The sequence below is a fragment of the Duganella sp. Leaf61 genome (assembly GCF_001421905.1).
Classification (GTDB): domain Bacteria; phylum Pseudomonadota; class Gammaproteobacteria; order Burkholderiales; family Burkholderiaceae_D; genus Rugamonas; species Rugamonas zoogloeoides.
Window position 1 is genome coordinate 472,874 of record NZ_LMLM01000012.1, and the last position, 23,522, is coordinate 496,395.

Here is a 23,522-nt window from a genome sequence, read left to right on the forward strand (position 1 = left end):
ATGGAACACGACATCAAGGAGTTACCCGCAGTACGCCTGGCGGGCCTGCGCTACAAGGGCCCGTTCGGCCCCGGCATCGGCGAATTCTGGCGCGAAGTGTTCACGCCATGGCAAAAAGCCTATAACCTGCTGGACCGCCACACGTACGGCGTAGCGCTGGACAACCCGGACACCACGCCGCCAAGCGAAACCCGCTACGACGCCGCCGTGGAAGTGGCCGCCGATTACCCGATTGCCTCCCCCGCGATCGAATCGTCGATCCCGGCCGGCCGGTACGCGGTCGCCGCGTTCGAAGGCACCGCCCAGCAAATGCCGGCCGCCTGGGGCGAATTGATGAAAGAACTGCACAGTGCCGGCACTGCCGCCGAAGGCATCTGCTTCGAACGCTACAGCGCCAACGCCGACAGCGTCCCCGATCCCGCTACCGGCATCTTCAAGGCCGAGCTTTGCGTGCCGGTTAAATAGTCACCGAGAAGGGCCGGCGGTCCAGCCGCCGCCCATCGCCCGGTACAAATCCACCGACGCCGTCAACATGCGCGTACGCAGCTGCAAGCTGCCCACGTCGGCGCTGTACAGCGTGCGCTGGGCATCGAGTTCTTCCAGGTACGACGCGTAGCCGTTGCGGTAGCGGTTGTGGGCGATGCGCAGGGTTTCGGCCGCTGTCGCGCGGCGCGCATCGTTTTGCACTGCCTGTTCTTTCAACCGGGCGATGGCATCCAGGCCGTTGTCGGTTTCGGCAAAGGCGGTGCGCACCGCGCTTTCGTACGCGACGATCACCTGGTCGCGCTGCGCGGCCACCGAGTCGGTCTGGCTCTGCACCCGGCCGCCATCGAAAATCGGCGCAGCCAGTGCACCCGTCAAATGCCACAGCCGCGTGGGCGCGTTCAAAAAATCGTGCATCTTCAGGCTCTGGATGCCGCCGACGGCAGTGAGCTTGAACGATGGCAGCAGCTGGTCGCGCGTGGCCTGCAAGTTGGCGTTGATCGCCAACAGGTTGTACTCGGCGCGGGCAATGTCGGGCCGGCGCCGCAGCAGTTCGGACGGCAAGCCTTCCGGCACCGGCGGCGACTGCAAGGCCGTCAACTCCATGCCGCGCGCAATCGGTCCGGGGTTGCCACCGGCAAGGATGGCCAAGGCGTTTTCCTGTTCAAAAATCTGGCGCTTCAACTGCGGCACCGTCTCGGCCGTGGTCTGGTACTCGGCCTGCGCCTGCAGCCACTCCAGACGCGAACTGTAGCCGACGTCGAACTGGCGCTTGGCCAGGTCGCGCGACTGTTCGCGCAGCTTGAGGGTCGCTTCCGTCAGCGCCAGCTGGGCGTCAAGCCCGCGCAAGTTCAGGTAGCCGGTGGCCACGGTGGCGGCAATCGACAACGCCACCGCGTCGGCATTGGCCTGCTCCGCCTGGTACGTGGCAGTGGCGGCATCGGTGGCGGCGGCCAGCCGGCCCCACAGGTCCACCTCGTAGCTGGCCTGGACTTCGGCCTGGTAGACGTTGGTGACAGACGGCGTACCAACACTGGATACCTGGCGCGCGCGGGTGGGCGTGGTATCGGCCGACACCACCGCCTGTTGCCCGGCGGCCGCCACGCCCACCAGCGCGCGGTACTGCGCCACGCGGGCGCGCGCCACGCGCACGTCGCCATTGTGCTCGAGCGCCTGCGTCACCAGCGCGCTCAATACCGGATCGCCGAACGCCTGCCACCACTGCTGTTCCACCGGGCCGGCGTTCTGGCCCGGACCTGCTGCGGGCGTACGCCACGCCGCCGGCGTTTGCAGGGTTGACGCCGGTGGGGGAGCCACGGTGGCCGCGCAGCCGGCCAGCGCCAGCGCCGTCGCCAGCGCCGTCAGCCTGATCACGCTGTCCATCATGGCTGCCCTCCCTCGTCGGCATCGTTGAGCACCGCCGACGTGTCGATGCTGACGATCACCGACATACCGGGCGCCAGCCGCTGCGCGCGCGCCTGGCCGGCGTCGATGCGGATGCGCACCGGGATGCGCTGGGCGATCTTGACGTAATTGCCGGTGGCGTTATCGGCCGGCAGCACCGAGAATTCCGAACCGGTGGCCGGCGAAATGCGTTCGACCTGCCCGGTCAGCTGCGCACCGTCAAGTGCATCGACCTTGAAGGTCGCGCTCTGGCCCACGCGCACGTGGTTCATCTGGGTTTCCTTCAAATTGGCGATGACCCACAACTGGCGCGGCACCAGTCCCATCAACTGGGCGCCGGTGTTGACGTACGCGCCCTTGCGCACCGTGACCTGGCCCAGCTGGCCGTCCTCGGGCGCGACGATGCGGGTGTTCTCCAGGTCCACCTTCGCTGCCTTGAGCGCGGCGGCGGCGTTGTCCACTGCCGCTTCCAGCGACTGCTTGTTGACGGTGACCGAGCGCACCTGCTGCTTGGCGATGTCGAGGTTGGCGCGCGCCTGCGCCACGGCGGCGGCGGTTTGCGCCTGCACTGCGCGCGAGGCATCCTGTTCGCGCAGCGACAGCGAGCCGTCTTCTGCCAGCGAATCCACCCGTTTCAAATCCGCCTGCGACTTCATGGCCTGGGCCTGGGCATTGGCCAGCACCGCCTGGTTGAGCACCACGCCCGCTTCGGCCGTGCGGTGCGACTGCTCCCAGTTGGCCAGCGCCGCCTTCTGCGCGGCCAGTTGCGCCTGCGCCTGGTCGTAGCGCTGCTGGTAGATGCGGTCGTCAATCTTCGCCAGCAGTTCGTCCTTCTTGACGAACTGGAAGTCCTGCACATTGACCTCGGTGACATAGCCGGCGATCTGGGTGCCGATCAGCGTTACCTGGCCGCGCACCAGCGCATTCTCGGTGGAGACGATGGGCGTGGTAAACGGCGGCAGGCGCCACGCGTACAGCACCACCAGCACGCCCACCAGCGCGATCAGGGCAAAGGCGATGGTGGAGATGATCTGCGCGCGCCGGTGCGGCGGCGGCTCTTCCCTGGTGCTGGCCACGGCGGCCGTGGCGGCAGCGGCCGCTACTTCGGCCACATGTTTGTCGGAAGGCGTGGGATTGTCGGGAGTATTGTCGGCCATGGTGTTTTGCGAAAAATTATCGGGATTCGGAATTGGTCAGCGAGACGGCGGCTATGCCGGTCTGGGCGCCCTGGAACAGGCTCGGCGGGCACACCGTGCAGATGCTCCACAGGTAGCGCCCCAGCATCCACGCCAGCGTGAGCAGCGCGATCACGGTCACCATCAGGAATACATCGTTGTAGGCCAGGATATTGGCCTCGCGCGTGGCCGCCGCCCCCAGCGACGCCACGCCCTGCGCGCTGCGCACGGCCGGGTCGCCCACCACGCCGCCGAGCGCCGCACCGCCGTTCTGGATGCGCGCGGCCACCAGCGGGTTCAGGAGCGTCAGGTGCTCGGTCAGCAGGCTGGAATGGTATTTTTCGCGCACCACCTGGAACGTGCCGACGATGGCGCTGCCCAGCAGGCTGCCCAGCGTCTGCGTGATCGAGAACATCACCGAGAAGCTCACCAGGTTGTTGGGCGCGGCCACCACCGCGCCGAAGCCGGAGACGAACGTGGGGCCGATGAAGAACGCGCCGCCAAAGCCCAGCAGGAACTGGCTGATGTACATGTCGGCCGGGCGCGTGAGGTTGGTGGCGCGCGAATCCATGTAGGCGCCGATCGCCATCACCACCAGCGAGAACATGAGCTGCGCGGGAATGCGCGCCGGCGTGATGGTCCACGCGCTCACCAGCATGCCCAGCACGGCGCCGGCCATCACCACGATCCACAGCATCTGCATCTGGTCGTTATTGAGGCCCAGCGTCTGCAGGAAACCCACGGTACCATTGGCCTCCGACTGCACGATGCGGATCAGCAGCACCGACAGCGCCAGGCGCGTCATGTTGCCGGTAGTGAGCCAGCGCGTGTTGATCAGCGGGCGCGCGCGGTTATGCTCGATCAGCAGCGCGGCGGAAATGAGCACGATGGCGCCCACCAGGCACAAGCCCAGCCAGCGCGACTCGAACCACCAAACGGTGCGCCCCAGCGCCAGCACGGCGGACAGCAGCGCCACGCCGGGCGCGAACAGGCCGAACGTGACGAAATCCATTTTCTCGAACGCCTTGATACGGTCGCCCGGCGGCAGTTTCAGGTACAACACGCAGCCGAGCGACAGCAGCGCCAGTCCCAGTTCGAAAAAATACAACCCGCGCCACTCGGCGATTTCCATCAGGTTGGTGGAAAACAGCCGCGCCATGGGCGTGGCCAGTTGCGAAAAGCCGATCCCCAATACCACGCCTTTCACACGATGCTGGGCGGGAAACGCCTGCAGCACGTAGTACAGGCCCAAGGTGGTCAGCGCGGCGCCGCTCATGCCGTGGGCCGCGCGCACGGCAATCGCCGACGCCAGCCCGTGCACGAACAGGTGGGCCACCGTGGCCAGCGCGTACAGCACCAAAAACAATTCGGTAAACAATCGCAGCCCATACTGCTGGCGGAACTTCACCAGCAGCAGGTTCATGGAGACGTTAGCCATCACGTAGGCGGCCGGCAACCATTGAATTTCAGCCGAGAACACGCCCAGCGAGCCTTGCAGGTACGGCAGGTTGACGATCACCAGTGCGTTGCCGAGGCCGCCGGTGATGGCGACGATGAAGCCGATGACGAAAAACGCCACGCGGCGCGGGAAGGAATGGTGCGGGCTGGACGGCGACCCGGGCAAGGTGGGACGCTCATGCGGTTGCCAGACTTGAGGGGCGTAAACGTCCATCGGGGCCAGTTGTTTTAGTATTTTTTGACAGGGTAAGCTGAACTGCGACAGCCAGTATGTTGCATATTACTATGATGAGCCTGCGCACACGATTTGACGACTGCCCGGAAGTGAGGGAGCTTACAGAAAACCAGGCACAAAAAAAACGCCGCCACATCGCTGCGGCGGCGCCTCATGCTGCAATCGCGCTTACACCATCGAACCTTCGGCTTCACGCTGGAAGTTACGGTGTGCGCCCAGTGCCGCCTTGAACTCCGCCAGCGCCGACGTGACGCTGCCGGCATCGACGATCCACAGCGACGGATCGCCCTGGCCGCTTGGCAGCTTGACCTGCACACCGAGCTTTTTCAGCACGTCGGCGCCAGCGCCGATGGCCAGGATCGGCTTGCAGTGGTTGTACTGCTGGCGCACGAAGTCCAGCGCGATGGCTTCCGCCTGCAGCGATTTGGCACTGCCCTCGCCGTCGGCAATGACGACCGCGTCGTACAGCACGGCAGGACCGGCCTCGAACGAGATTTCCACGTCGAGCGCACTGCCATCGGCCGCTTTCAGCTGGCCCAGGTAAGGACCGACCACGCGCGGCACCGCGCCAGCCTTCAGCAGGTCCGCATACACGGCCTGCACCCCGGCTGCATCGACCCCATGCGAGGCGATGATGGCGACCTTGCGGCCTTTCACACCGACCGAACCGGGACGCGCCAGCAGCGACAGGGCCGGCGACGGCGCGTATTCCGGTGGCGTGGCGTCGGTGGCCAGCGGCATCGGCGCTGGCACGTCCAGGCCCAGGCCGGTGGCCACGCCCTGCGCCAGTTCGGCATCGACATTGGCCAGCATCGACAGCAGGCGCACGCGGATCGCGGGCACCGTCACCCGGCTCAATTCAAAACGGTAGGCGTTGATGATGTGGGTTTGTTCGGACGGCGTCTGGCTGATCCAGAACAGGCGCGCCTGCGAGTAGTGGTCGGCAAACAGCTCCGGCTTGCCGCGCACCTTATCCTCGGGCTTTTGCAGCTTCTGGTCGATGCTGGAAAACGCCGTGGTAAAGCCGGCCATGCCAGCCTGGAACGGGCAGCCGCCCGCCAGCGAGTTCGGTTCATACGCCACGCGGCCACGGTGGATGGCCTGGCGGTGCATGCCATCGCGCTGGTTGTTGTGCACGGGCGCGATCGGTGCATTGATCGGCAGCTCGTGGAAGTTCGGACCACCGAGGCGGCTGATCTGTGTATCGACATACGAATGGATGCGGCCTTGCAACAGCGGGTCGTTCGTAAAATCGATGCCCGGCACCACGTGCGCGGTGCAGAAGGCCACCTGCTCGGTCTCGGCAAAGAAGTTATCGGGGTTGCGGTTCAGGACCATCTTGCCGATGGGCTGGACCGGCACCAGTTCTTCCGGCACGATCTTGGTCGCGTCGAGCACGTCGAACGGGAATTGTTCGGCCTGTTCTTCGCTGAAGACCTGCACACCGAGTTCCCACTCGGGGTAGTTGCCCGCCTCGATCGCTTCCCACAGGTCGCGGCGGTGGAAGTCGGCGTCGGCGCCGCAGATCTTGGCAGCTTCGTCCCACACCAGCGAGTGCGTGCCACCCACCGGGTTCCAGTGGAATTTGCAGAATACTGAAGCGCCTTGCGCATTAACCAGGCGGAACGTATGCACGCCGAAGCCCTGCATGGTGCGCAGGCTGCGCGGGATGGCGCGGTCGGACAGGTGCCACATCAGCATGTGGGTCGATTCCGGCATCAGCGTGACGAAGTCCCAGAAGGTGTCGTGTGCGCTGGCGGCCTGCGGAATGCCGTTGTGCGGTTCCGGTTTCACGGCGTGGATCAGGTCCGGGAACTTCATCGCGTCCTGGATGAAGAACACGGGCATGTTGTTACCAACCAGGTCCCAGTTGCCTTCGTCGGTGTAGAACTTGACCGCGAAGCCGCGTACATCGCGCACGGTGTCGGCCGAACCGCGTTCACCGGCCACGGTGGAGAAGCGCACGAATACCGGCGTGCGTTTGCCCTTGTCGGCAAACGGCGCAGCGCGCGTGAGTTCCGAATAATTGTCATAGCTTTCGAAGTAGCCATGGGCGGCCGAACCGCGCGCGTGCACCACGCGCTCCGGAATGCGCTCGTGGTCGAAATGCGTGATTTTTTCGCGCAGGATGAAGTCTTCCATCGCGGTCGGGCCGCGCAGGCCGATCTTCAGCGAATTCTGGTTGTCGGCTACCGGCACGCCCTGGTTGGTAGTCAGGCGCTGGCCGGTCGCATCGACGCGCACGCGGTCGAGCGGGTCCACGGTCGGGTTGACGCCTTGTGGCTGGATGCCGTCGCCGACCTTGGCCGACGCGTTGGTCTCGGTAGTAGTGCTGGCGCCACCGAACAGGTGCTTCATCGGGCAGGTAGCGCCCGCTTGCGGCGTGCGCGCGGCATCGCCATGCTCACCGGCCTTGTTCGGATTGAACGGCATGCCTGCAGCCGCTTCCTGGCCGCCGGCCACCTTGTCGAGCAAGGCTGCCTCTTGAGGCGCGCCACCGAGACTTCCTGGCGGCGGCGCGGATGATGGTGTTGACACGGTACTCAAAACGGAACCGGCTCCCATGACGGAAGCCGGTGTTTTCTTAGCATTGCTCATTGGATATCCCTTGGTGTACGGCGCCCGCGCGGGCTGCCGGACATACCGGCAGCAGGACCGGCAGGGCAGCCTGGTTTTACTTGCGCGAGTTCAGCAGCTTGGAGATGCCGTAGCCAGCAGCGGCGGCAATCAATACTGACAGTGCTGGGTGCGAACGTACCTGGGTACGGCCCGATTCGGCCCAGACCTTGGCGTTTTCGCTCAGTTGCTTGGTGCCGGCGGACAGGCGCTCGACGGTGCCATCCCATTTCTGGTTGACGCTGTTGACGGTGTCGGCAACCTTGTCAACGCCGTTGTGCGCGCTTTGCGCCAGACGGTCGGTGGTTGGCGGCACTTTGTCGGCCACGCGGTCGATGGTGGAATGGGCATCGGCACGGACGTCACGGTTGATCTTGGTGATACCGTCACGGGCGCTGTCGATCTTGTTCTCAATCTTGTTTTGCGTATTGTTATCCATGATCGTTCCTTTCGTTAGTTTGCGAAGCTGCAAGAACGACAATATGCTCATTTGTGACATGCGACCGTGCGGAATCTAACCATGAGCGTATCTGCAGCCATATGTGAGCTGGCACACGGACGAGCCGGCTGCACTGGAGGATGCTAAACTTTCCCCGTACTGTCTCTGAGGAGCGCGCCATGTTTCCGATCTCGTCCACGCTGACCACGCCGGTCAATTTCCCGACGGTGAACCCGACGCTGCAAACCTCGGCAGTGAATTCGGTCAACTCGTCCACCCAGGCGGTCGGCTCTGCCACCGATGCGCCGCTGGCCTCGGTCACCATCGACCTGTCGCCGGTGGCCGGCTTCCTGCTGGCGGTATCGCGCTCGCAGCAGCAAATCGCCCAGCTGCAAGCCGGGGGCAGCCGGGCCACCCTGGACGGCGCCCTGCGCGCCAGCCTGCTCAATGACGCCACCCAGCAGGTGGTCGATGCGTTCAACCTGTTGCCGGGCGTCGATTTCAACCAGTCGCAGCCATTGGGCTCCACCTTGCTCAACAACCTGGTGAACAATCTCAACCAGCAGGTACAAGGCCAGCAGACCGGTGCCGAAAACCTGGCCCGGCTTGGCGTCACGCTGCAGCCGGCGCTGCTGTCCGATCCCACCGGCGGCCTGTCGCTCGACAATGAAATCCTGCGCGCCGCTTTCAATACCAACGAACAAAACACCACCAGCACCTTGCAGGACACGCTGACCAATTTCCGCAACCTGGCCACCGAGTATGCGGAGCAACTGAGCGCCACGGCCACCACCTCGTTCAACCAGTTGCTGCCCGGCGACACGGCCGCACTGTCGCCGGCCGACCAGGCGCAAAACGCCCGCCTCGACTTCGCCCGCGCCCAGCTCGACCTGCTGTCGCAAAACCCCTTGAACGAAACCGCCGCCGACCGCCTGGGCGCGCAGCGCGCGGCGCTCGAACAGCCGCTCACGCCGACCGCCACCGCTCCGCAATCGCCGATCGTCAATCCCTTGTTCACCTCGACCTCGGCCGCCATCGCCGCCCAGAACGCCCAGAACAGTCAAGCGTTGCAAGCGCAGCAGACCGACCTGGCGCAACGGGCGGAACAGACGCTGCAAGCGCAACAAACCACCCAAGCTGCCAACGTGGCGCAACAGCAGGCGCTGCAAGGCCTCAATTACGCCGAGCTGCAACAGGCGGCACTGGCCGAGGCCGCCAACCTGAACGCGCAGCAAAATCTGCAAACCGACGCCACCTTGCAAGCACAGCAGGCGGCCCAGGCGCAACAAGTAACCCAAGCCCAACAGGCGGCCCAGGCCCAGCAAGATCTGCAAGCCGACAATACCTTGCAAGCGCAGCAGGCAGCTCAAGCCCAACAAGCAGCCCGGACCCAACAAGACCTGCAAGCCGACACCACCTTGCAGGCGCAACAGGCGGCGCAGGCGCAGCAGACAATCCAGGCTCAGCAAGCAGCCAGGGCGCAGCAAGACCTGCAAGCAGACAACACCTTGCAGGCGCGACAAGCAGCCCAGGCGCAGCAGACGATCCAGGCTCAGCAAGCAGCCCGGGCCCAGCAAGGTCTTCAAGCCGACAATACGTTGCAGGCGCAACAAGCCGGCCAAGCGCAACAAGCACTTGCGCAGCAGGCGCTGCAAGCCCAGCAGCAAGTCGCCAATACGCAGCTGGCGCAGGCGCGGCAGAATGCGCAGACCGTCAACGCCGCGCAAGTGCAGCAGGATTTGCAATCGGCCAATTTGCTGCAATCGCAATTGGCCGCGACGCAGGCTGCGCAGCAAGCCACCGAGCAAGCGACGCAAACATCGGCCGCCACACAGGCACAGCAAGCCAACCAGGCCCAGCAGGCCAACCAGCTGCAGCAGACGCAGCAGGCAGACCAGGCGGCCGAGACCACCGCGCGGGCCGACGAGGCCGACGCCACCCAGGCAGCTGCCGAGGCCGCTCAAACCAGCGCCCAGGCCCAGGCCGCCCGCCAGCAGACCGCAGCCGGCCTGAACGCGGCCACTGCCGCCAGCACCCAAGCGGCGGCCCAGGCGCAAGCGGCGCAGAACGCTGCCGCCACCGCTGCCGCCAACAACCCGGCCAACGCCGGCAGTCCCGAACAGCAGGCGCAGGCGGCGCAAGTGGCCGCCTCCAGCCTGGCTGCGGCGACGTCGGCAGCGTCCAGTGCGCTGGCCCAGGCCCAGGCGGCGCAAAGCGCGGCCGATGCCCTGTCCGCGCAAAGCGCCGCTGCTGCCGCAGCAGCCGATGCCGCGCGCACCGTCCTGGCCCAGGCTGGCAACTCGCCGGCTGCCACCGCCGCAGCGGCAGCAGCGGCGCAGCAAAGCAGCGCGGCCGACACGGCTGCCGCCAACTCGGCGGCAGCCAATGCGGCAGCGGCCGATGCCGCCCAGCAAGCGCGCGCGGCCCAGGCCGCAGCGGCGCAAGCTGCCGCCATGCAGGCCAATCCGCTGCAAGGCAACCCGGCGCTGGCAGCAGCGATTGCCGCCTACAACATCAACGACCCCACGCTGGGCAACAACACGCCCCGCGCCGTCCAGTCCGCCACGCCTGCCGTGGCCCGGGTGGGTGCGGTGACGGCGGCGGACGGCACCCGTGGCATCGGCGCGTAAGCGCTGAGCAATTGCCAAGTCGCGAAGCCGGTGGTGCACATTCGGTGCACCACCGCCTCGCCACGGTGCAACCCGAATTAAATTCGGGTCAGTTGCCCGGCCGCCCCTGCTCCCGCCCTGAAACGGCTGCGAACACGGTACAACTCGCACGATAATATGTCGAATATTTAGCGATAATCAGCGCTCGCTTTATAGCGTTCATAACGTTTGCAATCATCGACATCGGGAGTTCGCATGGGTTTGAAGGACAACGTGAAGTACGCCGCAGCCGCCATGGCGGTACTGGCAGCCACTGCAGCACAAGCGCAGGAAACAGTGGTCAAGATCGGCCATAGCGGCCCGCTGTCGGGCGCCCAGGCGTTTTCGGGCAAGGATAACGAAAACGGCGCCCGCCTGGCGGTCGAGGAACTCAATGCCAAGCCCGTCACCGTGGCCGGCAAAAAACTCAAGTTCGAACTGCTGTCCGAGGACGACCAGGGCGATCCCAAGGCCGGCGTAGCTGCGGCCCAAAAACTGATCGACAACGGCGTGCGTTTCATCGTCGGCCCCTACAACTCGGGCGTGACCATTCCCGCCTCGCGCGCCTACAACGACGCCGGCGCACTGGTGGCCACCGTGGCCACCAATCCGAAAATCACCCAGCAGGGTTACAAGGGCCTGTTCCGCGTCAACGCCAGCGACACCCAGCTGGGCTCGAAAATGGCGCTGTACGCGGCCAATGTACTCAAATTCAAAAACGTTGCCGTCATCGACGACCGCACCGCCTTCGGCCAGGGCGTGGCCGAAGAATTCAAAAAACAGGCGCGCGCCTCGGGCATGACCGTGGCAGGCCACGAGTTCACCACCGACCGCGCCTTCGACTTCAACGCCATCCTGACCAAGCTGAAAAACAAGAAGATCGAGGCGATCTTCTTCGGCGGCTACGCGCCACAGGCAGCACCGATGGCGCGCCAGATGAAGCAGTTGGGCATCAACGCCAAGCTGCTGGGCGGCGACACCATCTGCACCGCCGAAATGGGCAAGCTGGGCGGCGAGTCGGTGGGCGAGAACGTGATGTGCTCGCAGGGCGGCGCCGTGCTCGAGAAGGCCAGCGCAGGTCCGGCCTTCAAGGCCCGCTTCAAGGCCCGGTTCAAGAAAGACCCGGATGTGTACGCGGCCGCTTACTACGACGCCACCATGCTGTACGCGCAGGGCATGCAGAAGTCGGCCTCGGTCGATCCGCAAAAAGTGGGCGCGGCGATCAGCGCCGGCACCTACCAGGGCGTGGCTGGCAACTACGCGTTCGATGCGCGCGGCGACATGAAAGAATCGCCGGTCACCATCTATACCTTCAAAGGCGGCCAGCCCGTGCCGCTGAGCAGTTACTGATCCATTGCGCGGTTAAGCGCAATCAACCGGTCGAAGGCGTCGCGCGCACCGGCGCAGGCGTCTTCGATCTGGGCGGGCTCCACCACGTTTGCGCGCAGCGCCGCCAGAAACTGCTGCCAGCGCGGCCCGGGCGAACCGTTGCCGCGCAGGTAATCGAGCGGATGCGGCGCCAGCCGGGACGCCAGCCGTTTATAAAGCACCGCCCCGCCCAACTGCGATCCTTCCACCACGTAACACACGCCCCAGCGGTAGGCGGCACTGGCCTGCGCCGGCCAGGGTGCAGGCTGCTGCGATAGCGACGGCGGCAGTTGCTGCGGCTGCGGCTGTGACCGCAGCGGCGACGACGGCGGCACCGACTCCTCCCCGGCCGCTGCCGACACCAGTGCGCTATGTGCCAGGTCCACGCGGATCGCACCGAGGTAATCGGGTAATTGCGGACCATCGTTGAAGCCGGCCAGCCACCCGGGCACGGGCGCCAGCCAGCGTTCGAGCAGGCGCAGGTGCGCGCCGTAGGCGGCCAGATCGACCTCGGGCGCGGCCAGCGGCGTGTGCGCGTCGAGCTCGGCATGCCGCGCGGCGGTGGCGGCGCGCAGTGCGGCCAGCACGTCTTGTTCCCTGGTTTCCAACAAATCAACTCCTTTTGTAAGATGCAATGATTTTACACAGGCGTGCAACAACCCGCACACCGTAGGAATTGCCGCCTTGGCTGGTGAGACGCTGAGGTAGAATCTGATAACAACGTCCTATTTTGCCCCATGAGCGACAACCTTTCCCAGAACTGTTCCGTGCTGCTGATCGATGATGAACTCATCGCGCAAGACCTGATCGGAGACCACCTCAGCCGCCAGCCCGGGATCCACCTGCGCTACGACCAGCACGCCGAGCGCGCGGTCGAACTTTGCCGGGAAACCGAAGCCAACGTCGTCCTGGTGGACTTGCGCATGCCCGGCGCCGACGGTTTCGACGTCATCCGCATGCTGCGCGCCAATGCCGATACCGCCCACGTGCCCATCATCCTGCTGTCGTCCGAAGACGACGCGGAAACCAAGGCGCGCGCGTTTGCACTGGGCGCCAACGATTACCTGGTCAAGTGGCCCGAGGCGCGCGAGCTCGAGGCGCGCATCCGCTACCATTGCGCCGCCTACCACGCGCGCCGCCAGCGCGACGCGGCGTTCATCGAACTGCGCCAGCGCGAGGAAGAATTGCGCGCCAGTCAGGCCGCCCTGCACCAGGCGCAAAAAATGGAAGCGATCGGACAGCTCACCGGCGGTGTCGCGCATGACTTCAACAACGTCCTGCAAATCATCAGCGGCAACCTGCACCTGCTCAAGATGCTGGGACTGGTCAGCCCGCAGGGCATGGTGCGGGTGGAAAACGCCCTGGCAGGCGTGGAACGCGGGGCCCGCCTCGCTTCGCACCTGCTGGCGTTCGCCCGCCGCCAGCCGCTGCAAAGCGCGGTGGTCGATCTCAAGCCCATGCTCACCGACATGGACGACATGCTGGGCCACGTACTGGGCCCGCGCGCCAAAGTGGTCACCGATATCGCGCCGCACCTGTGGAATATCGAGGTGGACGTCGGCCAGCTCAACAACGTGATCCTCAACCTGGCCATCAACGCCCGCGACGCCATGCACGGCGAAGGCACGCTCACCATCCGCGCCCGCAACCTCGACGCCGACGCTGCGCGCCTGCACAAGGTCAATGTCGCGGCTGGCGAGCACGTACCGCACGCCGACTACGTGCTGATCGAAATCGTCGATACCGGCGTGGGCATGAGCGACGCGGTGATGCAGCGCGCCTTCGAGCCGTTCTTCACCACCAAGCCTACCGGCCAGGGCACCGGACTGGGGCTGTCGATGGCGTATGGCTTCGTCAAGCAGTCGGGTGGCGAAATTACTCTGCGAAGCCGCCCGGGCGAAGGTACGTGCGTGCAAATCTACCTGCCGCGCAACGAGGCCGTGGCGGCAGCCGACCATGCGGCCGGTGCCGAAACCGTGACCGGCGGCGCCGAAACGATTTTGGTGGTGGAAGACGAGGAAGCGGTGCGCAGCGCCACCGTGGCCATGCTGGCCGATCTCGGCTACCAGGTACTGGCCAGCCCGGATGCCGACGATGCCGCCCGCATGCTCGAAGGCGGCACCGGCATCGACCTGCTGTTTACCGATGTGATCATGCCGGGACGCCTCACCAGCCTGGAACTGTCCGAGCTGCTCAAGCGCCACCAGCCGCAAGCCCAGGTGCTATTTACCTCGGGCTATGCCGAGGGCTTGCTGGCGCACGACGGCAAGCTGCCGCACGGCGTCAACCTGCTGGCCAAACCCTATACCCTGGAAACCTTGAGCGCGCGCATCCGCCAATTGCTACGCCAGCGTTCCACCGCAGCAACAAACATTACTGCGGCTTGATGTAACGCTGCGAGCCTGGCGGCGGTTCGTTGAGCACCGCCCAAAAGATGCCGAGGTCGGAAATGGCGCGCACGAACTCCTGGAAATCAACCGGTTTTACCACGTAGGCGTTCACGCCCAGCTCGTAGCTGCGGATCAGATCCTGCTCTTCGCGCGACGACGTCAGCATCACCACCGGCAGGCTCTTGAGGCCTGCGTTGTCGCGGATTTCCGCCAGCACTTCCAGCCCATCCACTTTCGGCAGTTTCAGGTCCAGCAGCACCACCGCCGGGTTACCCTGATCGCGGTCGGCAAAGGCGCCGCGCATGTGCAGGTAATCGAGCGCGTCGGCCCCATCCCGCACCACGATCACTTCGTTGGCCAGCTGGCTGCGCTCGAGCGCGATCAGGGTCAGTTCCAGGTCGTGCGGATTGTCTTCGACGAGCAGGATGGGTTTTAGCATGCGGGTACCTCGGTCATTCTTTATCAGGTGGGGGTGTATCGGGAATGCTGAACGAAAAAGTCGCGCCCTCGCCGGCGACGGAACGAGCCCAGACCCGGCCGCCATGGCGCTCGACGATGCGGCGCACATTGGCCAGGCCGATGCCGGTACCGTTGAAATCCTCCATGCGATGCAGGCGCTGGAATACGCCAAACAACTTGTGCACGTAGTCCATATTGAAACCGACGCCATTGTCGGCAACATGGAACACGACTTCGTTGCTTAATTTCTCGCTGGTAATACGGATCACGGCGGGATCGCTCTGCGCCGTGAATTTCACGGCATTCGAAAGCAGATTGTACAACGCCAGCTGCAGAAATGCGGGGTCGGCGATCACATCAGGCAAGGTATCGACGTGCCATTCCACGCGCCGGCTGGCATATTCGGGCGCCAGCCGCTCGATACAACCATTGACCATCTCGCCCATGCGGATGCGCACGGGCCGCAGCGCCGCCCTGCCCATCTGCGAAAAACTGAGCAAATCATCGACCAGCTTGCCGGCCAGCCGGGCCGACGTCTTGATATTGGTAAGAAAGCGCAGGCGCCGCTCGGGATTGTCGTTGCCGGCAGTTTCCATCAGCAGGTCGGAAAAGCCCACGATGTGGCGCAGCGGCGCGCGCAGGTCGTGCGAGACCGAGTACGAAAACGCTTCGAGCTCCTTGTTGGCGCGGCCCAGTTCTTCGGCCAGGTCGGCCATCTGCTCGGCGCGTTCGAGCGCGATGCCAAGCAAGGTGGTGCGAAATTCCAGCGCCAGCTCCAGTTCTGCATCGTGCCACGGTGCACTGGTGCCGTGCACGGCTTCGCGCCAGCTCTCGAAACTGGTGCGCGGCGACAGCGCCCCGGGGCCGCGTTTGTCCTGCGGGCGGCCGGCCCAGTCGATGGTGTACACGTGCTCGGGCCGGAACCACAGCAGGTAGTGCTGGTGAATGCGCGAAATCGGCATCGCCAGCAGGCCGCTGGCGATGCGGGCATAGGCGGCTGCGGGCGGATAAATCGCGCCCAGGTGCGCGCTGTGGAACAGGTCTTCGTGCGAGTGCAGGCTGAGCCAGCCTGCCAGTGCGCGGATCTGTTTGTCGGTCGGGGTATCGCCAAAGCTGATCAGGCGGTCGTCAATGACAATGGCCACGCCGCCGGCGCGGGCAAAGCGCAGCAGCTCCGGCATCACGCTGCGCAGGTTTTCGATAAAGTCGGCGCCCTGGGTGAGACCGCCCAGCAGGTTCACCATCACGCGCCGCACTTCGAGGCGGAATTGCAGTTCGTCGGCGTCGGCACGGTTACGGATGCGCAACGCCAGGATCTGGCCGATTTGTTCGCATACGGTACGCTGGTGATAGCTGAGGCGGCGCGGCGTGGCGTGGTGGCATGACAACAGTCCCCACAGCTTGCCCTCCACCACCAGCGAGATCGACATCGAGGCCAGCGTACCCATGTTGCGCATGTATTGCAGGTGCACGGGCGAGACGCTGCGCAGCGATGCCAGCGATAAATCGGTGGCCCGGCCCGTGAACGGATGCGTGGGGGGCAGCAATCCGGCCGGCGTGTAGTTGGCGTCCTGGATCAGGCGGATGCGGTTGAGCAGGTACAGCTCGCGCGCCTGGCGCGGGATATCGCTGGCCGGAAAGCGCTGGCCCATATAGGCCTCGTAGCCGTCCTGCACGGCCTCGGCCAGCACCGTGCCGTGACCGTCCTTGTCGAAGCTGTACACCATCACGCGACCGAAACCGGTAAGCGCGGCGATCTCGTTGACCGCCAGCTGGCTCATGTCGGCAATGGAATCGGCGTCGTTGATCTTGTTGAGGAAGTCACCCACCACCGGGTACAACCGGTGCAAGCTGGCCTCCAGGTTGCCGGCAGCCGGTTCGAATTCGAGCACCAGCAAGCCGTCACGGACGTGGGCCAGCACATCGAACTGGGCGTCATCGGCCGTGAGCGCCACGGTGGCCAGGAAACTGGCGCGTTCATGTACCTGGTCCTGGCGCAACAACGGCGCCAGCTGGTCGGCAGCGTTGCCGATGACGTCACGTAACTGTTGGCCCAGCGCAGCGGCGGGGGCCATGCCGGTGAAATCGGCCAGGTTGTCGCTGACCTGCACCACGCGCGCGGCCGAAGCATCCGCTGCGTCCGGCACGTCCGACAAATCGAGGGACAGCAGGAAGCCGTGCGGCTGAATCGCGCCGGGTATGCGGATCGGCTCGCTTTCGCAGGTGGCGATGTCGGCGGAGGTGGCCTCAGGCATGGTGAACTTACATGGTTGAGCAAAAGCGCATGATAGCAACTTTTACCAACGTCCGACGCGCCGTACGGCCCGCTAGTCCATTTTTATCGCGTGAATTTTCCGGGTCAATGCATATACTCGGGCAACACCGCGTGAGCCACGCCGTCGCGAATTTCCAGCACACGTGGCTGGTGCATGCCAAAGCTCATCTTGTAACAGACCTGCCCCGCCTTCCACGCGGTCGGCAATACCATCAGGAGCTGGAACGCACTTGGTTGCTCTTCACCAACAAAGATTGGTGGAGTACCTGCAAGCAATATCGCCTGCATTGGTTGCTCGCCATCAATCTCGACGTGGTGGCCGCGTACCGTGATCTCGCGCTCCCCATCGAGCCGGGCATTGCCGACGATGGTGTCGTTGCGGCCGTCGACCACCAGGTTCAGGCGCAAGTTGGGATGGCCTTCGACGGGGCTGCTGATGTCGTAGACGGCAGTGAAAAGCTGGCTCATGTTCTTTCCTTTGGAAATGCTCAAAACAGGATCGAACTGTAACCGCCAGCGTCACGGCCGTCCTTCCGGATACCTTCCGAACGGCAAGTGACTGATTTATAAAGATTTAGCGCTTGGGCAATTGCCAGCCCGGCCGCACGTAATGGCAGGTGTAGCCGTTGGGAATGCGCTCGAGGTAGTCCTGGTGCTCGGGCTCGGCTTCCCAGAACGGCCCTGCCGGCGCCAGTTCGGTCACCACTTTGCCGGGCCACAGGCCCGACGCATCGACGTCAGCGATCGTGTCCAGGGCGGTTGCCTTCTGTTGCTCATCAGCATAATAAATGGCAGAGCGATAACTCGTGCCGAGGTCATTGCCCTGCCGGTTGGCGGTGCTGGGATCGTGAATCTGGAAGAAGAATTCCAGCAGCTTGCGGTAGGAAATGACTGCCGGGTCGAATTCGATCTCGATCGCTTCGGCATGAGTGCCGTGGTTGCGGTAGGTGGCATTGGGCACGTCGCCGCCGCTGTAACCCACCCGCGTGGCGACCACGCCGGGCATTTTACGGATCAGGTCCTGCATGCCCCAGAAACAGCCACCAGCCAGGACAGCTTTGTCAGTTGCGCTCATCGTCATTCCTTTTCATTGATCTGGTCAGGCCACTTATGTGGCGACGACGTGGTTTTTATCAACCGTTTACCGCCACACAAATGCATTTCGATCTATAATTTGCCTGTAGGAAAAATTTTACACTTTTGCGTGCCACCTCCCCGCGCGCAGCCCTTCTCCGGCCTGGACCCAGCCGAAAGACCGCGACCTTGATGGTTGCCAACGTTTCGATTGCCAGCCATGGACCATTCCCCTTCTATTAGTAAACGCGTCCTGATCGTTGATGACAACGTGCAAGCCGCGGATATCGCTTCGGAGTTGCTCGACCTCTATGGTTACCAGACCGCAGTGGCGTACGGTGGCCAGCAGGGTTTGCAGGCGGCCGAAGCATTTGCGCCAAACGTCATCCTGCTCGACCTCGGCATGCCCGGCATGGACGGTTTCCAGGTGGCTGCCGCGCTGCGCGCACGGCCGGATTTCCGCGACGTGGCGATTGTGGCGTTCTCGGCCTGGGGCGACAAGGGCACTCGCCAGCGCACCAGCGCGGCCGGTTTCAACGACCACCTGACCAAGCCGGCCAGCCTCGATGAAATCGTCAGCACCATTGCCGCCGCCTGCCAGCCCTGCCACGCCTGACGCCACGCGGGGTTTATGCTATTGTCAACCCATATTCCCCAGCAGAAGCAGGATGCACCATGAACAACCCGGAACCAGGTTCACGACCAGACCGCAGCAAGGCCATCGCGGTCGAGGCGGGGCTCGACCTGCTGAAAACCGAGGGTCGGGCCGCAGCGGCCGCCTTCATGGAAGACGCCGGCGTGCCGCTGGCGGTGATCGCCCGCGTACTTAACGAGCCGGACCGGCGCCGCCTGCATGCACGCGAAGACCCGCAATATATTGATTAACTAGTAGCGATTGACTACCGGGCAACCAGCTATTGGTCGCCCACCAGTTGCACGGCGTCCACAGTTTTGTAATCCCGCTGCAAGTTATTGGCGAACGTTACCTTGACGACCTTGGCCTTGTAGGCGGTCTTGTCGAAAGTACGCACGAACCAGGTACGGTTGCCGTTTTCTTCCTTCTTGACGTCGCTCAGTCCTTCCCACACCGTGTGCCATTTGGCGTCGGTATCCTGCAATTCCACCTTGTTGATCGCCTCCACGCCCTGGCCGCCCGTCAATACCACGCGGACCTCGGTGGCGTTGACAGGGTTGGCATACGTGGTTTCCAGCCAATCGAAACCCTTGTCGATATTATCGTTGGTCCAGTCGCGACCATCGGCCGGCCCCACCGCGCTTTGCGGCTTGTTGGAATCGGACACGCTCTTGTCCTTGTCGCCGAACACCGAACTGGCCTTGGCCTCGGCCGCCCACTGCGCACGCGGATCGTTGATGAACTTGTCTTCCTTCGTGGCGAAGGCCAGCAGCGCCTGCTTGCGCGCCAGTTCCTGCTGCTCCGCCGTCTGCTCGGCCGGTGGCGGTGCCGTGGCGGCGGCCGGCGCCGCAGCGACCGGCACTTCGGCGGCCGGGGCCGGCCCGGGCTCGCGCTTCTTGCACGCGCCCAGCAGCGCAACAACGATCAACGGCACAACAACGGCGGTACGATTCATGCGGGCTCCTGGCGAATGGAAATGTGTAAATGACATTATCAAAATGATCTTACCCGATTTTTAATGTCGAGCGCGCAACGTTGTTCCCCAGCCGAGCAGGAGGCATGGCAAAATATGCAACTGCCAAACTTGATGCAACTTCAATGCTCACATTATTGCAAACCGGATTGACCGGCCTGGACCTGATAGAAACCGGCCTGGCGCAGCGCGCCGCCCGATATGCGGCCAGCGGCGACGACGCGGCCGTGCTAGCCCACCTGGCGACCCTGCCCGGTACACCTGGTAGAGCCGGAGCCGCGCTCGGCTACCCGGGCCACCTCGCCTGGAACGAGATGATCGGTACGCCAGTCGGCTTCCATCAAGCATCGCAAGCCAGCATTGGCGGCCGTCACCAGTTATATCGCGCTGCGACACTGGAGCCGGCCTGCGTCGCCATGCTGGTGCGCTTGGGCAAGGTACTGGCAGCGGCCGACCAGTCGCAGCTGCTTGTGCGCACCGCGCCGTCCACGCCCGCCTGGCTGCAATATCTGCTCAACGACGCCCTTGGCGGTACGTTCAACTGGGAGCGCCGCACCAGCGGCCCCGAAGACCGCGCGGCCTGGAACGTCACCCTGGTAGCGGCGCTGCTGGCCGACGACGGCCAGCCCGAATCGCTGTTGCTGCCGATCGCGTTCGAGCGGCGCGAACTTCATCCCTACCAGGCCGACATGGTACTGCGCCAGTTGCTGGCGCCCGGCGCGCTGGACGACTACCTGCGGGCCCACGTCGCCGAAGTGGCGGCGCTGGCGCCCGTGCTGCCGGTGGCAGGACGGGTCATGCTGGTCAAGCGCCTGGGCAGCCACCCGCCGTTGCTGGCGCCGTTCGCCGAACTGCTGCTGCGGCTGGCCCTCGATAGCAGCAAGGTCGTGCGCACTGCCGCTGCGCAAATGCTCGACGCTATCGACCGCGACCGGCTCGGCCCCTTGCTCGCCACCATGCTGCGCAGCAGCCTCAGCGCGGAAGTGGGCCACGCCGCCGATCTGCTGGCACGCCTGCATGGCGATGCCGCCCGCGCCGCGCTGGAGGCGGCTCTGGCGGATACCACCGGCAAGGCCGCCGCGCAGGCGATCCGCGCCGCGCTGGGCCGCCTGACACCCACCGCCACAGCACAGCCACCGGAGTTGCCGGCGCCCCCGCCGCTGCCGCCGGCCCCGCAAGAGGTACTAGCCGATGACGCGGTCGAGCTGCTGCAATCCAACCACGCGGCGCTGCTGGCACAGGCACGCCTCGATGCGGCAGAGGAGATCGAAAAAAACCGTGACCGCGAGTACCAGTCCGACTACTCCCAGCGCGCCCTGGCGCTGTACAGCACCGTCACCGGCGAGCACTTGCGCCAGGCGGTGCAAGCGCTCAATGGCCAGGCGCCGCTGGCCGCACTGGCCACGCCGGCAGTGGACACGGTGCTCGACTACCGGGGCCTGCTGGCGGCGCGCGCCGACTTCGGCCTGGCGCAATTGCTGCGCCGGCTGACGGCCACCCGGCGCGAAGGCGGCAGCATCTGGCGCCATCCGTTGTTCCGGGCCTGGTTCGCGCAACAGGACCAGCAGGTCGATCTGCGCCAACTGGTAGCGATCATCGATGCCAGCGGCGCCAACGGCCTGCACCTGCCGCTGACCTGCCTGTACTGGAACGACGAACAGTCGCCGCAGCAGATGCTGCCGGCCGACCGCGTGTGGCCGGTGTTCGCCGAACGCACGGAACTGATCGACATCGGCCTGGGGCTGGCGCCGCCGCTCGATCCGGCCACGTATTTTTATACGCCGAGCTTGGTCAACACGCTGTCGGTGCTGGCCACGTTCCCGGTCATGCCCGCGCGCTGGCTGCCACGCCTGCTGGAACTGGCGCTGGGCACGGGCAAGACCGACCGCGCCGCCATCCAGCAGGCGCTGGCCCGGGTGCCGGACATCGTCGCCCGCGTGAGCGAAGCGCTGGGATCGAGCCAGCAGGAAGTGCGTATCGAAGCGGCGCGCTGGCTGGGCGCGCTCGGCGACCGCGCTGCGCTGCCGGCGCTGCAGGCGGCGCTGAACAAGGAAATCCGCGAAGCGGCCAGCGCCGCCATGCTCGGTGCGCTCGAAGCGCTGGGCGAGGACATCGCCACCCACCTCTCGCCCGACAAGCTGCTGGCGCAGGCACGCAAGGGCCTCAAGGCCAGGCTGCCCGCCGGCCTGGCCTGGCTCGACCTCGACGCCCTGCCGCCATGCGCCTGGCGCGACGGTACCCCGGTGGCGGCCGAGATCATTTGCTGGTGGGTGGTATTCGCCTGCAAGCTCAAGGAACCGGCCGGCAATCCCCTGCTGGAGCGCTACCTGTCGCTGCTGGCGCCGGAAGCGCGCGCGACGCTGGGGCGCTGGCTGCTGCACCGGTTCATCGGCCATGACACACGCGGACCGTCGCTGGAAGAAGCCATGGCGTGGGCCGACGCCAACCTGCGCCGTACGCTGGCACTGTACCAGTCGGCACACCACCACATGGGCATGGAGATGCCCACGACGGAGCAACTGTACGAAGACCTCAAACGCGAACACCTGGCCTCCTATATCGGCACCGCAATCTCTGAAAAAGGCATGCTGGCACTGACCTCCGGCGTACCGGGGCGCGAATTCACCGCCATCATCAGCGACTACATGCGCGCGCACTACTTGCGCCGCGCGCAGGTGGAAGCGCTGCTGGAAGCGGCCAGCAACATCGACGACACGGCCGTGATCCAGCTGATGCTGGCCGTCGCCCGGCGCCACCGCACGACGTCGGTGCAGGAAAAAGCGCGCACGCTGGTGCAGCGCATCGCCGACCGCAACGGCTGGACCCGCGACCAGCTGGCCGACCGCACCGTGCCCACCGGCGGCCTCGATGACAGCGGTACGCTGGCGCTGTCGTTCGGCAGCCGCCAGTTCACGGTCACGCTCGACGCCGACCTCAAGCCCGTGCTGCGCAACGCCGACGGCAAGGTGATCGCCGCCCTGCCCGAACCGCGCCAGGACGACGATGCCGATGCGGCCAAGGAAGCCAAACAGCTGCTGGGCGCCTGCAAGAAGGAAGTAAAACAGGTAGTGACCTTGCAGACCGGCCGCCTGTACGAAGCCCTGTGCACCGGCCGCGTATGGCCCGCAGCCGACTGGCGCACCTACCTGCAACAGCATGCGCTGGTAGGTCGGCTGGCGCAGCGGCTGGTGTGGCAGCAGGTGGCATCCGATACGGCGCCGGCGCGTACCTTCCGGCCCACCGAGGACGGCACACTGATCGACGTGGACGACAACGAGTTTGCGCTCGCCGAGGGCGCCGGCGTACGCCTGGCGCACCGCGTGCTGCTCGACGCACCGGCTGCCGCTGCCTGGGCCGCGCACCTGAAAGACTACAAGGTCACGCCATTGTTCGCGCAACTGGCACACGCACTGCCGGTGGCGACGGTGCCGGAAGGCAGCGTTATCGACGACCGCCTCGGCTGGCTGGCCGACAGCTACAAGCTGCGCAGCGCGTTCACCAAGCGCGGCTACCGCAACGCCCCGCCCGAACACGGTCCGGTCTTCTACGAGTATTACAAGGAGTTCGAGAGCGCCGGCCTGTACGTGGGCATCCAGATCAGCGGCAGCGCGCTGTCCGGCGAAAACGATCCTGCCGCGCTCAAAACGCTGGGCGTGCGCAAGCTGGGTCAGCACCGCTACGGCGGTGGCGAGATACCGCTGCGGCAGTTGCCGCCGGCGCTGCTGGCCGAAGTCTGGGCCGACTACCACGCGGTGGCGGCAGCTTGCGCGGGCTTCGATCCGGACTGGCAAAAGAAGGTGCGATGGGAGTGAAGCGGGCCGACCTCGATTTGCCCAAAGCGGGGATTCATGTCAGCATGCGGTTCGTTTGATTTGCCTGTTCGCCAATGTT

The 23,522-nt window shown here is 65.1% G+C and carries 18 protein-coding genes; 7 read left to right on the plus strand and 11 right to left on the minus strand.

What is annotated here, in order from left to right; all coding sequences use genetic code 11:
- Complete coding sequence (locus tag ASF04_RS11065) at window positions 1-465, plus strand: GyrI-like domain-containing protein (protein WP_056141142.1); 465 nt, start codon at window positions 1-3, stop codon at window positions 463-465.
- Here ASF04_RS11065 and ASF04_RS11070 read toward each other — a convergent pair whose 3' ends face one another.
- From ASF04_RS11070 to ASF04_RS11090, 5 genes are all read right to left on the minus strand, one after another.
- Window positions 466-1,869 (minus strand): efflux transporter outer membrane subunit, encoded by a 1,404-nt coding sequence (locus ASF04_RS11070; protein WP_229205006.1) that lies wholly within the window; start codon window positions 1,867-1,869, stop codon window positions 466-468.
- Window positions 1,866-3,044, minus strand: a complete 1,179-nt coding sequence (locus ASF04_RS11075) for an HlyD family secretion protein (protein WP_056141148.1) — start codon at window positions 3,042-3,044, stop codon at window positions 1,866-1,868. Before ASF04_RS11075 ends, ASF04_RS11070 begins: the two co-directional genes overlap by 4 nt.
- Before the next feature lie 16 nt (window positions 3,045-3,060).
- A complete protein-coding gene (locus ASF04_RS11080; RefSeq protein ID WP_082488692.1) occupies window positions 3,061-4,734 on the minus strand; it encodes an MFS transporter in 1,674 nt (557 codons plus the stop codon).
- Between the two features lie 189 nt (window positions 4,735-4,923).
- A complete protein-coding gene (locus ASF04_RS11085; RefSeq protein ID WP_056141154.1) occupies window positions 4,924-7,353 on the minus strand; it encodes a catalase in 2,430 nt (809 codons plus the stop codon).
- A gap of 76 nt (window positions 7,354-7,429) precedes the next feature.
- On the minus strand, window positions 7,430-7,810 hold the full coding sequence (locus tag ASF04_RS11090) for a hypothetical protein (protein ID WP_056141157.1): 381 nt from the start codon (window positions 7,808-7,810) through the stop codon (window positions 7,430-7,432).
- 179 nt (window positions 7,811-7,989) lie between these two features.
- Here ASF04_RS11090 and ASF04_RS11095 point away from each other — a divergent pair, with 179 nt between their 5' ends.
- Together ASF04_RS11095 and ASF04_RS11100 are read left to right on the plus strand one after the other, a co-directional pair.
- Window positions 7,990-10,440 carry a hypothetical protein gene (locus tag ASF04_RS11095; protein ID WP_056141160.1) on the plus strand — a complete coding sequence of 817 codons (2,451 nt, stop codon included), beginning with the start codon at window positions 7,990-7,992 and terminating at the stop codon, window positions 10,438-10,440.
- A 234-nt stretch (window positions 10,441-10,674) separates the two neighbouring features.
- On the plus strand, window positions 10,675-11,808 hold the full coding sequence (locus ASF04_RS11100; protein ID WP_056141162.1) for a branched-chain amino acid ABC transporter substrate-binding protein: 1,134 nt from the start codon (window positions 10,675-10,677) through the stop codon (window positions 11,806-11,808).
- On the opposite strand, the gene ASF04_RS11105 is transcribed toward ASF04_RS11100, so the two are convergent.
- Window positions 11,802-12,434 (minus strand): biliverdin-producing heme oxygenase, encoded by a 633-nt coding sequence (locus tag ASF04_RS11105; protein ID WP_056141975.1) that lies wholly within the window; start codon window positions 12,432-12,434, stop codon window positions 11,802-11,804. The two genes, ASF04_RS11100 and ASF04_RS11105, sit on opposite strands and share 7 nt — an antisense overlap.
- A 159-nt stretch (window positions 12,435-12,593) precedes the next feature.
- On the opposite strand from ASF04_RS11105, the gene ASF04_RS11110 reads away from it, so the two are divergent.
- Window positions 12,594-14,213 carry a response regulator gene (locus ASF04_RS11110; RefSeq protein ID WP_229205007.1) on the plus strand — a complete coding sequence of 540 codons (1,620 nt, stop codon included), beginning with the start codon at window positions 12,594-12,596 and terminating at the stop codon, window positions 14,211-14,213.
- Here the strand turns inward: ASF04_RS11110 and ASF04_RS11115 are convergent.
- From ASF04_RS11115 to msrA, 4 genes are all read right to left on the minus strand, one after another.
- Complete coding sequence (locus ASF04_RS11115; RefSeq protein WP_056141170.1) at window positions 14,200-14,655, minus strand: response regulator; 456 nt, start codon at window positions 14,653-14,655, stop codon at window positions 14,200-14,202. The two genes, ASF04_RS11110 and ASF04_RS11115, sit on opposite strands and share 14 nt — an antisense overlap.
- Before the next feature lie 13 nt (window positions 14,656-14,668).
- Window positions 14,669-16,930 (minus strand): ATP-binding protein, encoded by a 2,262-nt coding sequence (locus tag ASF04_RS11120; protein WP_056141173.1) that lies wholly within the window; start codon window positions 16,928-16,930, stop codon window positions 14,669-14,671.
- 104 nt (window positions 16,931-17,034) lie between these two features.
- The gene (locus tag ASF04_RS11125; RefSeq protein ID WP_056141176.1) at window positions 17,035-17,418 is read right to left on the minus strand and encodes a DUF1842 domain-containing protein; all 384 of its coding nucleotides are present in this window, start codon (window positions 17,416-17,418) and stop codon (window positions 17,035-17,037) included.
- A gap of 106 nt (window positions 17,419-17,524) precedes the next feature.
- Window positions 17,525-18,025, minus strand: coding sequence for a peptide-methionine (S)-S-oxide reductase MsrA (gene msrA / locus ASF04_RS11130; RefSeq protein ID WP_056141978.1), 501 nt, complete (start codon window positions 18,023-18,025; stop codon window positions 17,525-17,527).
- A gap of 219 nt (window positions 18,026-18,244) precedes the next feature.
- Between msrA and ASF04_RS11135 the strand changes: the two genes are divergently transcribed.
- On the plus strand, window positions 18,245-18,640 hold the full coding sequence (locus ASF04_RS11135; RefSeq protein WP_056141178.1) for a response regulator: 396 nt from the start codon (window positions 18,245-18,247) through the stop codon (window positions 18,638-18,640).
- A gap of 59 nt (window positions 18,641-18,699) precedes the next feature.
- Complete coding sequence (locus tag ASF04_RS11140; RefSeq protein WP_056141180.1) at window positions 18,700-18,909, plus strand: hypothetical protein; 210 nt, start codon at window positions 18,700-18,702, stop codon at window positions 18,907-18,909.
- A 29-nt stretch (window positions 18,910-18,938) separates the two neighbouring features.
- Here ASF04_RS11140 and ASF04_RS11145 read toward each other — a convergent pair whose 3' ends face one another.
- A complete protein-coding gene (locus tag ASF04_RS11145; protein ID WP_056141183.1) occupies window positions 18,939-19,613 on the minus strand; it encodes a hypothetical protein in 675 nt (224 codons plus the stop codon).
- Between the two features lie 143 nt (window positions 19,614-19,756).
- Between ASF04_RS11145 and ASF04_RS11150 the strand changes: the two genes are divergently transcribed.
- Window positions 19,757-23,443: a DUF4132 domain-containing protein gene (locus ASF04_RS11150; RefSeq protein WP_229205009.1), complete on the plus strand. Its 3,687-nt coding sequence runs from the start codon at window positions 19,757-19,759 to the stop codon at window positions 23,441-23,443.
- The last annotated feature ends 79 nt before the right edge of the window (window positions 23,444-23,522 follow it).